The 13,238-nt window shown below is 52.4% G+C and carries 13 protein-coding genes and 1 rRNA gene (1 of these 14 running past the window's edge); all 14 read left to right on the forward strand.

From position 1 onward, the window contains the following. The first annotated feature begins 12 nt into the window (after positions 1-12). Positions 13-897 (forward strand): Hsp33 family molecular chaperone HslO, encoded by an 885-nt coding sequence (hslO, locus tag R70723_RS00315; protein WP_039868910.1) that lies wholly within the window; start codon positions 13-15, stop codon positions 895-897. A 9-nt stretch (positions 898-906) separates the two neighbouring features. Further along, the gene (locus R70723_RS00320) at positions 907-1,863 is read left to right on the forward strand and encodes a peptidylprolyl isomerase (RefSeq protein ID WP_081957125.1); all 957 of its coding nucleotides are present in this window, start codon (positions 907-909) and stop codon (positions 1,861-1,863) included. Positions 1,864-2,059: 196 nt separating this feature from the next. Continuing rightward, positions 2,060-2,998, forward strand: a complete 939-nt coding sequence (gene cysK / locus R70723_RS00325; RefSeq protein ID WP_039868911.1) for a cysteine synthase A — start codon at positions 2,060-2,062, stop codon at positions 2,996-2,998. A gap of 271 nt (positions 2,999-3,269) precedes the next feature. Then, a complete protein-coding gene (locus R70723_RS00330) occupies positions 3,270-4,901 on the forward strand; it encodes an anthranilate synthase component I family protein (RefSeq protein WP_039868913.1) in 1,632 nt (543 codons plus the stop codon). After that, positions 4,898-5,479, forward strand: coding sequence for an aminodeoxychorismate/anthranilate synthase component II (pabA, locus tag R70723_RS00335; RefSeq protein WP_039868914.1), 582 nt, complete (start codon positions 4,898-4,900; stop codon positions 5,477-5,479). The genes R70723_RS00330 and pabA overlap by 4 nt, the downstream gene beginning before the upstream one ends. Beyond that, positions 5,476-6,357, forward strand: coding sequence for an aminotransferase class IV (locus tag R70723_RS00340; RefSeq protein WP_039868915.1), 882 nt, complete (start codon positions 5,476-5,478; stop codon positions 6,355-6,357). Before pabA ends, R70723_RS00340 begins: the two co-directional genes overlap by 4 nt. Further along, positions 6,354-7,211, forward strand: a complete 858-nt coding sequence (folP, locus tag R70723_RS00345) for a dihydropteroate synthase (protein ID WP_039868916.1) — start codon at positions 6,354-6,356, stop codon at positions 7,209-7,211. The genes R70723_RS00340 and folP overlap by 4 nt, the downstream gene beginning before the upstream one ends. A 49-nt stretch (positions 7,212-7,260) precedes the next feature. Beyond that, the gene (folB, locus tag R70723_RS00350; RefSeq protein ID WP_039868917.1) at positions 7,261-7,623 is read left to right on the forward strand and encodes a dihydroneopterin aldolase; all 363 of its coding nucleotides are present in this window, start codon (positions 7,261-7,263) and stop codon (positions 7,621-7,623) included. Positions 7,624-7,632: 9 nt separating this feature from the next. Continuing rightward, positions 7,633-8,184, forward strand: coding sequence for a 2-amino-4-hydroxy-6-hydroxymethyldihydropteridine diphosphokinase (folK, locus tag R70723_RS00355; RefSeq protein WP_039868918.1), 552 nt, complete (start codon positions 7,633-7,635; stop codon positions 8,182-8,184). Then, positions 8,136-8,345 (forward strand): helix-turn-helix domain-containing protein, encoded by a 210-nt coding sequence (locus R70723_RS32670; RefSeq protein WP_039868919.1) that lies wholly within the window; start codon positions 8,136-8,138, stop codon positions 8,343-8,345. The genes folK and R70723_RS32670 overlap by 49 nt, the downstream gene beginning before the upstream one ends. A gap of 63 nt (positions 8,346-8,408) precedes the next feature. Continuing rightward, complete coding sequence (dusB, locus tag R70723_RS00365) at positions 8,409-9,425, forward strand: tRNA dihydrouridine synthase DusB (protein WP_039868921.1); 1,017 nt, start codon at positions 8,409-8,411, stop codon at positions 9,423-9,425. A gap of 236 nt (positions 9,426-9,661) precedes the next feature. Next, positions 9,662-10,141, forward strand: coding sequence for a transcription elongation factor GreA (greA, locus tag R70723_RS00370; RefSeq protein ID WP_039868922.1), 480 nt, complete (start codon positions 9,662-9,664; stop codon positions 10,139-10,141). A gap of 141 nt (positions 10,142-10,282) precedes the next feature. Next, positions 10,283-11,797, forward strand: a complete 1,515-nt coding sequence (lysS, locus tag R70723_RS00375; RefSeq protein ID WP_039868925.1) for a lysine--tRNA ligase — start codon at positions 10,283-10,285, stop codon at positions 11,795-11,797. Between the two features lie 388 nt (positions 11,798-12,185). Continuing rightward, a 16S ribosomal RNA gene (locus R70723_RS00380) occupies positions 12,186-13,238 on the forward strand; it runs 495 nt beyond the window's last position.

A 13,238-nucleotide genomic window follows, 5' to 3' on the forward strand; every position in this document is an offset into this window, starting at 1 on the left:
GGGTATGACCCAATGGATAATAAAAAAGACCGGCTGGTACGGGGAACTGCACTCCACGGCAGAGTGAGGGCATTTGCGGTCCGGACGACAGAGCTTGTTGATGAGCTGCGGCGCAGACATGACACTTACCCGACAGCCACGGCTGCGCTGGGCCGTACAGCAACCGCTGCAGCCATGATGGGCGCTATGCTTAAGGGAGAAGAGAAGCTCACAGTAATGGTTAAAGGCAACGGTCCGATTGGACAGATTACCGCTGAGTCTAATGCCCGGGGGGAAGTGCGGGGCTATGTAAGCAATCCGCATGTTCATTTGCCGAGCAACAGCCTTGGGAAGCTGGATGTCGCAGGCGCTGTGGGAACGGAAGGGTTCATCGATGTCAGCAAGGATCTGGGGCTTAAGGAGCCGTATCGCGGCAGTGTACCTATTGTTTCCGGTGAGCTGGGCGATGATTTTACGTACTATTTTGCTATTTCTGAACAGACACCTGCAGCAGTCGGGCTTGGCGTGCTGGTTGAGACTGATAACTCGGTACGTGTAGCAGGCGGCTTTATTATTCAGCTGCTTCCGGGTCTTACAGATGCCGAAATCAGCGAAATTGAGCAGACACTGAGCACGATGCCTTCTGTTACGGCGCTGCTGGATCAGGGACTTGAGCCTGAGGAGATGCTGACCTATCTTTTGCCGGATGCGGTTATTCTTGACGGGCTTGATATTGTGTTTAAGTGCCAATGCTCGCGCGAGCGGGTTGAGCAGACTCTGATCAGTCTGGGCGAGGCTGAGCTGGAGCGGTTAATTGAAGAGGATGATGAGGCGGAGGTTGTATGCCATTTTTGCAACGAAGCCTATTTATTTAAGAAGGACGAAATGCAGGCGATCCTGGATCAAGCAAGATCGTAGGGCTGTGCGATGATGACTAGACAGGAGCGCGTGCTGCGAAATGCCGTTGTTATCCTTGCGGTCGGTACTATGGTGCTTGGCGGACTGCTCTTCTGGAGCCTGCGGGCTATGGCTGTTCTGAAGGGAGAAGCTGTGGAGGGAGAGCCGGCAGACATTGCCACAGCGGGCGGACAGCCGGTAACGGACCGGGAATGGATGGATGAGCTTGCCAAAAAACACGGAGATGAAGTACTGCTGGCCATGCTCAATCACATTGTAGTTGCAAAAGAAGCCAAAGCGCTTGGCATTACTGTAACGGATGCTGATATTGAGGAGGAGCTCCGGCGCAGCATGGCCGGATACGGGTCTGAGGAGCAGTATTACGCGCAAATGCTGTCAGAGCTGGGCTTGTCCCGCCAGGAGGTACGCGAAGAGACGGTTTACCGGCTTACGCTTCAGGCAGTGGCGACAGCGGACATAACGATTAGCGATTCGGCAATTGACCGATATCTGTTGGAGAATGCAGAGCGCTTTGCACCTAAGAAACAGCTGCAGCTGTCCATCATTAGAGTGAATACCTATGAAGAGGCCGATCTTGTAATGGACCGGCTGGCGCAGGGTGAGCAATTCGCGGCTGTAGCCGCTGAGGTCTCAACGGATGCCGAGAGCAGAGAGCACGGCGGGAGCATCGGGACGGTGGAGGAAGATGATCCGTTCTGGCCGGCCGAGCTGCTGAGGACAGCAGCCGGGCTTGAATCCGGTGATATTGCGGGGCCCCTATCCGCCGGGGAGGATTATGCTGTAATCCGGCTTGAACGGATTATCGAGCCTCCCGGGGCGGATAAGGCAGAGATCCGGGAGCAGGTAAGGCAGGAGCTGGCGCTGGGGCAGGCAGCCCCGCTTCAGCAGGTGGAAAGCGACCTGCGCAAGAAATATGATACAGCGATATATATTGACAATGATATTGACAATGGCCTGCAAGATTGATAATATGAGGATAAATGTAAAACCTACTGTTTTAGTCGGGAATGATCGGCGGCAGAAGACACAAGATAGCCGCTGTACAGCGTTATAACTTGGCGCTGCGGTACTGATATCCTGGTGAAGGTATTACATACTGAAGACATCTGTCACAAGTTATGTACTCATATATCATTTACTATTCCAAGGAGGTTTTTTGCTCATGGCTAAAGTCGTTAACAGTGTAACAGATCTGATCGGTGGCACCCCGCTCGTCCGTCTGAACCGCCTTGCTCAGGAAGGTTCAGCAGAGATCTATTTGAAGCTGGAATACCAGAACCCGGGCTCCAGCGTTAAGGACCGCATTGCCCTCAGCATCGTTGAAGAGGCTGAGAAGGAAGGGCTGCTTAAGCCGGGCGGCACGATCGTGGAAGCTACAAGCGGTAACACCGGTATAGGTCTTGCGCTGGTTGCTGCTGCCAAAGGCTATAAAGCGATCATTGTTATGCCTGAAACGATGAGCCTTGAGCGCCGGAACCTGCTTCGTGCCTATGGTGCTGAACTCGTACTGACTCCGGGCTCCGAAGGGATGAACGGCGCAGTTAAGAAAGCCGAGCAGATCCTGGCCGAGAATCCGGATTACTTCCTTGCAGACCAGTTTAAGAATAAAGCCAATCTTAAGATTCACCTTGAAACTACAGGTCCTGAAATTGTAGAAGCAATCGAATCCATCGGCGGGCCTCTGGATGCCTTCGTTGCAGGTATCGGTACAGGCGGAACAATTTCCGGTGCCGGCGAAGTGCTGAAGAAACAATATCCTGGAGTGAAGGTTTATGCTGTAGAACCAGCAGCCTCTCCGATTCTGGCCGGCGGCAAGCCCGGTCCACACAAAATTCAGGGTATTGGTGCTAACTTCATTCCTGAGATCCTCAACCAGAACGTTTATGATGAGATCATTCATGTTGAGAACGACGAAGCATTCGAAACAGCGCGCCGTGTAGCTAAAGAAGAAGGCGTACTGTCCGGTATTTCCTCCGGTGCTGCTGTTTTCGCGGCGCTGAAGGTTGCCAAGGAGCTTGGCGCAGGCAAGAAAGTGGTTGTTGTCATTCCAAGTAACGGCGAGCGTTACCTGAGCACTCCACTCTATAACTTCGAAGTTTAATTCGTGGCGAATATGTAACGGGGGCCCTCCTATCTGCTTATGCAGGATAGTGAGGGCTCTTTTTGGTGTATGCTGTAGATGAAAATGAAGTGATTGCTTTTTTAGAAAAATGATTTTGTGCACAATCCTGTTTATTTTTGCTGAAATCATCATCCGGGGCTTTCAAACCAGCCGGAAGTACAGTATACTGACAGGCAATATATGATGAACGAGATGAGTTTTGCTGCGAAGTAGAACAAAGAAGCGTCAGCTTCACAAAACTTTTAGGAGGATGGCTTTGGAGATTTTAACAGCGTATCAGGATTGGGAACAATGGGCTGACGGCAGCTGGAGCCTTCTGCCTTTAATTATACGGTCGGTGCAGGAGCAGCCTGGACTTCCGGCATCGTGGATAAGCGCCTGGGAGCAGGCCTCACCTTACTCAGTAGTGCTGGAGAGCGGAAAGGGCGGCCGGTATACCTATTTGGGACTGCAGCCTGTTTCTGTACTGGAGGGGAAGGACGGACGAGCGGAGGTCCGGATACTGCAGATGACAGCAGACAACGCTGCTGATGCTTTTCAGGCGGACCCTGCTGAGCTGCATGGCAAACCGCTGGATGTGCTGAATGGCTGGATGAAGCCATATCTATCTCCGTCTGTGAATACACCAGGGCTGCCGCCGTTTGCCGGGGGCTGTATCGGCTTTCTTGGCTATGATGTAGTCCGCTCCCTTGAGCTGCTGCCTTCTCTGGCTGCAGACAACCCGGGTTTTCCCGATTATCTGTTTATGCGCTTTGAAGAGCTCTGGATCTATGACCATGAGGATAATAGCCTTTACTGCACGGTTCATAGCCCGGTTACTGATGATTCCAGACAGAATCCGTCAGCGCTGCAGGCTCTCTATGAAGCGGCGGTGATACGCGCAGAAGAGATGCTTGGAGAGTGGAAGCAGCTCAGCGCTGCTTCGGTGCCGGAGGAATATTTATCGCAGGATTACAGCCGCATCATTGCTGCAGTTGAAGAAAACGGGAGCCTGACCGGTCAATGGCCGGGCATGCAGTCAGACTTCTCTCCGGAGCAGTTTCAGCAGGCTGTGCAGGATGTTCAGGAATACATCCGCCAGGGCGACGTATTCCAGGTGAACCTCTCGCTGCGTCAGGAGGCGCAGCTGAAATCCCCACCGGAGGATGTTTATGAATGGCTGCGCAGGCTCAACCCATCCCCGTACATGGGGCTGCTCCGCTCGCCTGGCTTCGCGCTTTCCAGCGCTTCGCCGGAGCTGCTCGTCAAGCTGCACGGGGACAAGGTCTCTGCCCGCCCCATTGCCGGCACCCGGCGCCGGGGCCTTACTCCCGCGGAAGACGCCGCCATGGAGGCGGAGCTGCGCGGGAGCGAGAAGGAGATCGCCGAGCATATCATGCTTGTCGATCTGGAGCGCAACGACATCGGACGTGTCGCTGCGTACGGGTCGGTCAGCGTGCCTGAGCTGCTGACCGTCGAGCGATACTCGCATGTGATGCATCTCGTCTCGCAGGTGGAGGGCCGCATCGCCTCCGGCAAGGATGCTTATGCTGTGATGGCCGCCTTATTCCCCGGCGGCACCATTACCGGCGCGCCCAAGGTGCGCACAATGGAAATCATCGAAGAGCTGGAGCCGGTACGCCGCGGGCCGTATACGGGCTCCATGGGCTGGATTGACTATAACGGCAATATGGAATTAAATATTATAATAAGAACACTGGCTGTGAAGGACGGGACAGGCTACATTCAGACAGGTGCGGGCATTGTGATCGATTCCGAGCCGTACCGCGAATACCGGGAATGCCATAACAAAGCCAAAGCAGTGGTCAAGGCGGTTCTCTGCAGCGAGCTGCAGCAAGAATCCCTGGCCGCTAGCAGAGCCAAAGGGGGAGCAGCACTATGATCTTGGTCATCGATAACTATGATTCCTTTACCTATAACCTGGTGCAATACTTGGGAGAGCTTGGGGAGGATGTGAAGGTGCACCGCAATGATGAGATTACAATCGGGGAGATTGAAGCCATGGCGCCTGATCATATCCTGATTTCACCGGGACCGTGTACACCGAATGAAGCGGGGATCAGCCTTGAGCTGCTGCAGCACTTTAAGGGTGTAATCCCGATCTTTGGCGTATGTCTGGGACACCAGGCAATCGGACAGGCCTTTGGCGGGAATGTGATCCGTGCGGAGCGCCTGATGCACGGCAAAACCTCGCCGATCCACCATAACGGCACCTCTGTCTTCGAGGGTATGGAATCGCCGTTCACGGCTACAAGATACCACTCGCTGATCGTTGAGCGGGAGAGCCTGCCGGACTGCCTGGAGATTACTGCAGAGACAGCCGAAGGTGAAATTATGGCGCTGCGCCATAAGGAATACCCGATTGAAGGCGTACAATTCCACCCGGAATCCATCATTACCGATCATGGGCATACGATGCTCCGCAACTTCCTGAAACGGAGAGCCGGAGAGCCGGCATGAAATATATAGGATTAAACCATACAGCAGTTGAAGCCAAAGACGCCGTGGTGTCCGCTCTGGATCACGGCTTTTTGTACGGCATGGGTCTGTTTGAAACCTTCCGCACCTACGGCGGAGTTCCTTTTTTGCTGCAGCAGCATTTAGAGAGACTCGCTGACGGCTGCAGACAGCTGGGCATTCCCTTTGAGGCGGATGAAGCATCTCTCAGCAAATGGATTACGCAAGTGATGGAGGCTAACGGGCTGGAGGAAGCATATATCCGTTATACCGTTACTGCGGGAGAGGATATACTGGGGCTTCCGGCGGGAGAGTACCGCCAGCCTAATCATCTGCTGTACATCAAGGAGCTGCCAAAGCTGGATCCGGCGCTATACCTGGAAGGCAAAGGGCTGCAATTACTGAACACACCGCGCAATACACCGGAAGGTCCGGTAAGGCTGAAGTCACTGCATTACATGAATAATATTCTGGCTAAGCGTGAGCTTGCCGGATATCCCTCAGCGGCCGGGGGAGCAGAGGGACTGATGCTGACCGGCCAAGGCTATATTGCCGAAGGAATAGTCAGCAACATCTTTTACATCAAAGATGATGTACTCTATACCCCTGATATCAAGGCAGGAATTCTGCCGGGAATTACCCGGGAAATGGTGCTCAGGCTGGCTCCGGAAGCCGGCCTGCAGGCAGAGCAGGGCTTCTACCGCTGGGAGCAGCTGCTGGCGGCCGATGAGATATTTTTGACGAACTCCATACAGGAGATTGTCCCGGTAACCATGCTTTGGCAGGGCAATGAGCCTTTTCAAGCAGGTAAAGGGTTCTGCGGAAGGCATACCGCCGGACTGATCCGGTTATACAGAGAAAGGACGGAAGCGCTGAGATGAAACCTGTCATATATAAGCGGACCTATCATTTTTCACACAGCACCCTGACCCTGGGCAGCCGTACATTAATTATGGGTATCCTGAATGTAACGCCTGACTCCTTCTCTGACGGGGGATTGTGGACAGATCCTGAACGGGCAGTAGCGTACGCGCTGCAAATGGCTGCAGAAGGTGCAGATATTATTGATATAGGCGGTGAATCCACGCGGCCGGGGCATGAGCCTGTGAATTTGCAGGAGGAGCTGGGCCGGGTACTTCCGGTAATTGAGAGTATCCACCGTGCAGCCCCGCAGCTGATCCTTTCTATAGATACCTATAAGGCGGAGGTTGCCCGTCAGGCTGTTCAGGCGGGAGCACACATCATCAATGATGTATGGGGGGCAAAAGCAGACCCGGGTATGGCACAAGCAGCTGCTGAAGCGGGCTGTCCGATTATTCTGATGCATAACCGTCATGACCGCAGCTATACGGATCTGCAGGCCGATATGTCCGCTGATCTTCAGGGCAGCATTGAGCTGGCATTAGCGGCAGGCGTCAAGCCGGAGAATATCATTCTTGATCCGGGGATCGGTTTTGCCAAGGATTACACTGAGAATCTGCAGGCAATGATGGCGCTGGACAGTCTCACCGGGATGGGTTATCCGGTACTGCTGGCAACCTCGCGCAAAAAATTCATCCGTACCGTACTGGATCTTCCGGCTGATGATGTAGTAGAGGGGACTGCTGCGACAGTGGCCTTTGGAATTGCTCAGGGCTGTCAGATCGTGCGGGTGCATGATGTGGCCAGTATCAGACGTACCGTGCAGATGTGCGATGCGATGCTCTACTCTTCGCCCCTGCTGGTGCGGGAATAGCCCCGATTACGGCGGAAGATTATTTTAAATAAAAAGGCAGGTACTCTATATGGATAAAATGAAGCTGCACCGCATGGAATACTACGGATATCACGGCGTGTTTGAAGAGGAGCGCAAGCTTGGGCAGCGTTTCTATATCGATCTGGAGCTTGAGCTTGACCTGCAGGCGGCAGGACAGAATGATGATCTGACCCAGACGGTGAACTATGCCGAAGTGCACTACACCGTTAAAAATATTGTCGAAACAGAGTCCTTTAAGTTAATTGAAGCTTTGGCGGAACGTATTGCATCCGTGTTACTGGACACTTATACTATTATCAATGCGGTAACGGTTAAAGTGACCAAGCCGCATCCGCCGTTCGACATTCATTTTCAGGGTGTCACTGTAGAGCTGCGCAGAACGAGAAAGTGAGACAGGTCCATGAACATACATTCCACCTCTGAGGCATCAGAGGCTTATATTGCTTTAGGGGCTAATCTGGGTAACCGTGAGGCTACACTGAAGGAAGCCCTGCACAGGCTTGACCAGCATGAGGCCATTAAAGTATTGCGCTGCTCCCGTATTTATGAGACCGAGCCGGTCGGTTACCTTGATCAGCCGCAGTTTTTGAATATGGCTGCCGCACTCCGTACAACGCTTGCACCGGAGGAGCTGCTCCGGGAGATGCTGGAGATTGAGAATCAGCTCGGCCGTGTGCGGGATATCCGTTACGGCCCGCGTACGGTTGATCTGGATTTGCTGTGGGTGGAAGGCCGGAGTCTGGACACGCCCGATTTAACACTGCCGCATCCCCGGATGATGGAGCGGGCATTTGTACTGGTTCCGCTAAGTGACATTGTCCCGCAGGATGATTCACAGGGGCTCCTCTATGGAAGGCTGGCTGCGGCGCTTAAAGATTTGGACGGAAAGGAAGGAATGCGCTTGTGGACATCAAACGAATGGGAAGACGGGTCAGAGCATTCCGGAAGCTAAAAGGCTACACCCAGCAGCAGCTGGCGGATACTGTCGGAATTTCTCTAGCCGTACTGGGTGCGGTGGAGAGGGGAAACCGACGTTTAGAGGATAAAATTTTAAATAAAATTGCGGATGTTCTCGGTGTATCAGCCGAAGAGCTGGCCGATCCCGCCCTATAATGGCGGAGATCCATGGTGCGGAGTGCCTTTATATACAACATTATTTTGAGGAAGTGAATTAGCATGCTGAAAATCGGCGGTATTGAAATGAAGAATCAGGTCGTTCTGGCACCGATGGCTGGCGTATGTAATCCGGCATTCCGCCTGATTGCCAAAGAATTCGGCACAGGCCTGGTCTGCGCGGAGATGGTCAGTGACAAGGCCATACTGCACGGCAACAAGCGTACGCGTGAGATGCTGTTTGTTGATGAGCGGGAGAAGCCGCTTAGCCTGCAGATTTTTGGCGGTGACCGTGCGTCACTGGTTGAGGCTGCGAAGGTTGTCGATAAGGAGACTAATGCGGATATCATCGATATCAACATGGGCTGTCCTGTACCCAAGGTGACAAAGTGTGACGCCGGTGCGCGCTGGCTTTTGAATCCTGAAAAGATATACGAGATGGTGTCGGCAGTGGTAGAAGCGGTGGATAAGCCGGTTACCGTCAAAATGCGGATCGGCTGGGACAGCGAGCATATTTTTGTCGAGGAAAATGCGCGTGCGGTTGAACGTGCCGGAGGCCAGGCGGTCAGTGTACACGGGCGTACGCGTGAGCAGCTCTATACCGGACGTGCTGACTGGAAGTATATCAGAATGGCTAAAGAGGCTGTCTCCATTCCGGTTATCGGCAATGGTGATGTTAATACTCCTGAGGATGCGCGTGCAATGCTCGACCAGACCGGCTGTGACGGTGTAATGATCGGCCGCGGCGCGCTGGGCAATCCGTGGATGCTATACCGGACCGTGCAGTATTTGAGCACAGGGGAGCTGATGCCCGAGCCTGGAGCAGAAGAGAAGATCAAGGTAGCCATTTTGCACATGGACCGTCTGATCGCCCTCAAGGGAGAGGCTGTAGCTGTACGCGAAATGCGCAAGCACCTGGCCTGGTATCTCAAAGGCTTCAGGGCTGCAGCACGGGTGAAGGATCACATCATGGAAGGAACGGAGCGGGATGAGATGGTGCGGATCTTGCATGATTTTGTCGACCAGCTCGGGGCTGAAGAGGATCAGGAGAGCGGGAGCCCGTCATTGTCTGCTGTATAGACGCTGTACTTATTCCCCGAAGTAAGAGGTTTTAAGCGGCTCTGGCATACATTATCCGATAACACTGAACTTTATATGGGGCGTCATTGACATTTAGTAACGGTTCCAATATAATTTCACAGTATAAAATCGCCGTTACAGCAAGCATTAATGCAGCAGGGAGGGTTCTGATCCCTCCGGATTCGCATATAGTATGGTGTTTTCAATAAATGTATACGACAGGAGAATCGGTTGAGATGAGCGATAAAGAAGTCATCCTTACGCCGGACGGACTTAAACGTCTGGAAGAAGAACTGGAGACCCTCAAATCTGTTAAGCGCCGTGAAGTGGCTGAGCGGATCAAAGTGGCTATCGGATACGGAGATATCAGCGAGAACTCGGAGTATGAGGACGCGAAGAACGAGCAGGCTTTTATTGAAGGCCGTATTATCACTTTGGAGAAAATGCTCCGCAACGCCCGGATTATCAACAGCGACGAAATTGTTACTGATGTGGTAAGTGTCGGAGTAACCGTCAGTGTTGAGGACCTGGAGTATGGCGAAGTAATGGAATATACGATTGTTGGAACAGCTGAATCTGACCCGCTCAACAACAAAATCTCCAACGAAAGTCCGGTAGGTAGAGCCATCATGGGCAAAAAAATCGGCACTGTCGTCGATGTCAGTGTTCCTGCAGGCGTCATTCAATATAAAATTCTCGATATCACAATGAAGTAACTAACCGTTACACCCCTGAAAGCTTCCTTAGGGAAGCTTTTTTTCGGATTTTGCACTGAAACGGACTGCCCTTGCTCTAAGCCTGGGGAGCCGTTTCTTCTTATGTATATGACATGATGGTTTTAGAGAGGATGAACGAACATGACTGAGGAATTGAATACAGTGGAGAACACGGAGAGCGAGCTTAGCGAGCTGCTGCGGATCCGCCGTGCCAAATTGGACGAGCTGCGTGCCCTGGGCTTCGACCCGTTCGGCAAAAAGTATGAGCGTAACGCAGGAGCCGGGGATCTTCTGGCTAAATATGACGGACAAACCAAAGAAGAGCTGGACGAGCTTAATCTGGATGTAAGCATTGCCGGACGTATTATGGCCAAACGGGTTATGGGAAAAGCGAGCTTCGCCCACATCCAGGACCTGAGCGGTAAAATCCAGATTTATGTGCGCCAGGACAGCATTCCTGAAGAACAGTATGCGGCATTCAACGTGCTCGATCTGGGGGATATCATCGGGGTGCGCGGAACCGTGTTCAAGACGAAGACAGGAGAGACCTCGATTAAAGCAAGCAATCTGGAGGTATTGTCCAAATCTCTGCTTCCGCTCCCTGAGAAGTATCACGGGCTTAAGGATGTTGAGCTTCGCTACCGTCAGCGTTATGTGGATCTGATTATTAACCCTGAGGTACAGCAGACGTTTATTGCCCGTTCACGGATTATTCAGTCAATGCGCCGTTATCTGGATTCGCTCGGCTATCTTGAGGTTGAAACTCCGACACTGCATTCCATTGCCGGCGGAGCAGCTGCCCGTCCGTTCATTACTCACCACAATACACTGGATATGCAGCTGTATATGCGGATCGCTATTGAGCTTCACCTGAAGCGCCTGATTGTCGGCGGTCTGGAGAAGGTATATGAAATAGGTCGTGTATACCGTAATGAAGGGATTTCGACACGCCATAACCCTGAGTTTACGATGATCGAGCTGTACGAAGCTTATGCTGACTACAAGGATATCATGCAGCTTACCGAAAACATGATTGCTCATATTGCCCAGGAAGTGCTTGGCAGCCAAAAGATCAACTATCAGGGACATGAGGTTGACCTGTCGCCGGGATGGCGCCGTGTAAGCATGGTTGATGCAGTCAAAGAAGTGACTGGCGTTGACTTTGGCGTTCATATGACGGATGAGGAAGCACAGCGTCTGGCTAAGGAGCACCGTGTTCCGGTTGAAAAGCATATGACCTTCGGCCACATTCTAAATGCCTTTTTCGAGCAGTTTGTAGAAGAAACGCTTATACAGCCTACATTTGTTATGGGGCATCCGGTCGAAATCTCGCCGCTGGCGAAGAAGAACGATCAGGATCCGCGCTTTACAGACCGCTTTGAGCTGTTTATCGTTGCCCGTGAGCACGCTAATGCATTCAGTGAGCTCAATGACCCGATTGACCAGCGTCAGCGCTTTGAAGCGCAGATTCACGAGAAAGAGCAGGGGAATGACGAGGCTCATGAGATGGATGATGATTTCATCCGTGCGCTTGAGTATGGTATGCCGCCAACAGGCGGACTTGGAATCGGTGTAGACCGTCTGATTATGCTGCTTACTAATGCTGCCTCTATCCGTGATGTGCTGCTGTTCCCTCATATGCGTAACAAAGACTAATCTGGCATTACCAAAGGGGCTGCGGAAGCAGCTCCTTTGGTTTGTCTATAGAACTTAGCAGAATTGCTTTAAATGAAATTCACTTTTTTAAAATAATGCTTGCATTCCTTTTCTCTACATGGTATATTCTATATCTGGCCGCGAAACGCTGAAATGCATCGAAGCTAAGCTCGAAAAAAGAAATTAAAAAAGAGCTTGCAACGATCGGCTGGATGTGATATAGTATAAGAGTTGCTGCTGACGAGAACATCGAAGGTAACAATGAGCTTGATCTTTGAAAACTGAACAACGAGTGAGTATCTGGAAATCACTTCGGTGAGATCCAAAAGTAGAGAATGCAAATTCTCGTCAGATGTTTCAAAATGAGCAATCGCTCTTTCTAAATACCAATTTGGAGAGTTTGATCCTGGCTCAGGACGAACGCTGGCGGCGTGCCTAATACATGCAAGTCGAGCGGAGCTTATCCTTCGGGGTAAGCTTAGCGGCGGACGGGTGAGTAACACGTAGGCAACCTGCCCCTTAGCCTGGGATAACTACCGGAAACGGTAGCTAATACCGGATAATTTCTTTTTTCTCATGAAGGGAGAATGAAAGGCGGAGCAATCTGTCATTAAGGGATGGGCCTGCGGCGCATTAGCTAGTTGGTGGGGTAACGGCTCACCAAGGCGACGATGCGTAGCCGACCTGAGAGGGTGAACGGCCACACTGGGACTGAGACACGGCCCAGACTCCTACGGGAGGCAGCAGTAGGGAATCTTCCGCAATGGGCGAAAGCCTGACGGAGCAACGCCGCGTGAGTGATGAAGGTTTTCGGATCGTAAAGCTCTGTTGCCAGGGAAGAACGTCCGGTAGAGTAACTGCTACCGGAGTGACGGTACCTGAGAAGAAAGCCCCGGCTAACTACGTGCCAGCAGCCGCGGTAATACGTAGGGGGCAAGCGTTGTCCGGAATTATTGGGCGTAAAGCGCGCGCAGGCGGCTATTTAAGTCTGGTGTTTAAACCTTGGGCTCAACCTGAGGTCGCACTGGAAACTGGGTGGCTTGAGTACAGAAGAGGAAAGTGGAATTCCACGTGTAGCGGTGAAATGCGTAGAGATGTGGAGGAACACCAGTGGCGAAGGCGACTTTCTGGGCTGTAACTGACGCTGAGGCGCGAAAGCGTGGGGAGCAAACAGGATTAGATACCCTGGTAGTCCACGCCGTAAACGATGAGTGCTAGGTGTTAGGGGTTTCGATACCCTTGGTGCCGAAGTTAACACAGTAAGCACTCCGCCTGGGGAGTACGGTCGCAAGACTGAAACTCAAAGGAATTGACGGGGACCCGCACAAGCAGTGGAGTATGTGGTTTAATTCGAAGCAACGCGAAGAACCTTACCAGGTCTTGACATCCCGATGAAAGCATTAGAGATAGTGCCCCTCTTCGGAGCATCGGAGACAGGTGG

Origin of the sequence: Paenibacillus sp. FSL R7-0273 (assembly GCF_000758625.1) — a bacterium.
Taxonomy (GTDB): Bacteria; Bacillota; Bacilli; order Paenibacillales; family Paenibacillaceae; genus Paenibacillus_AQ.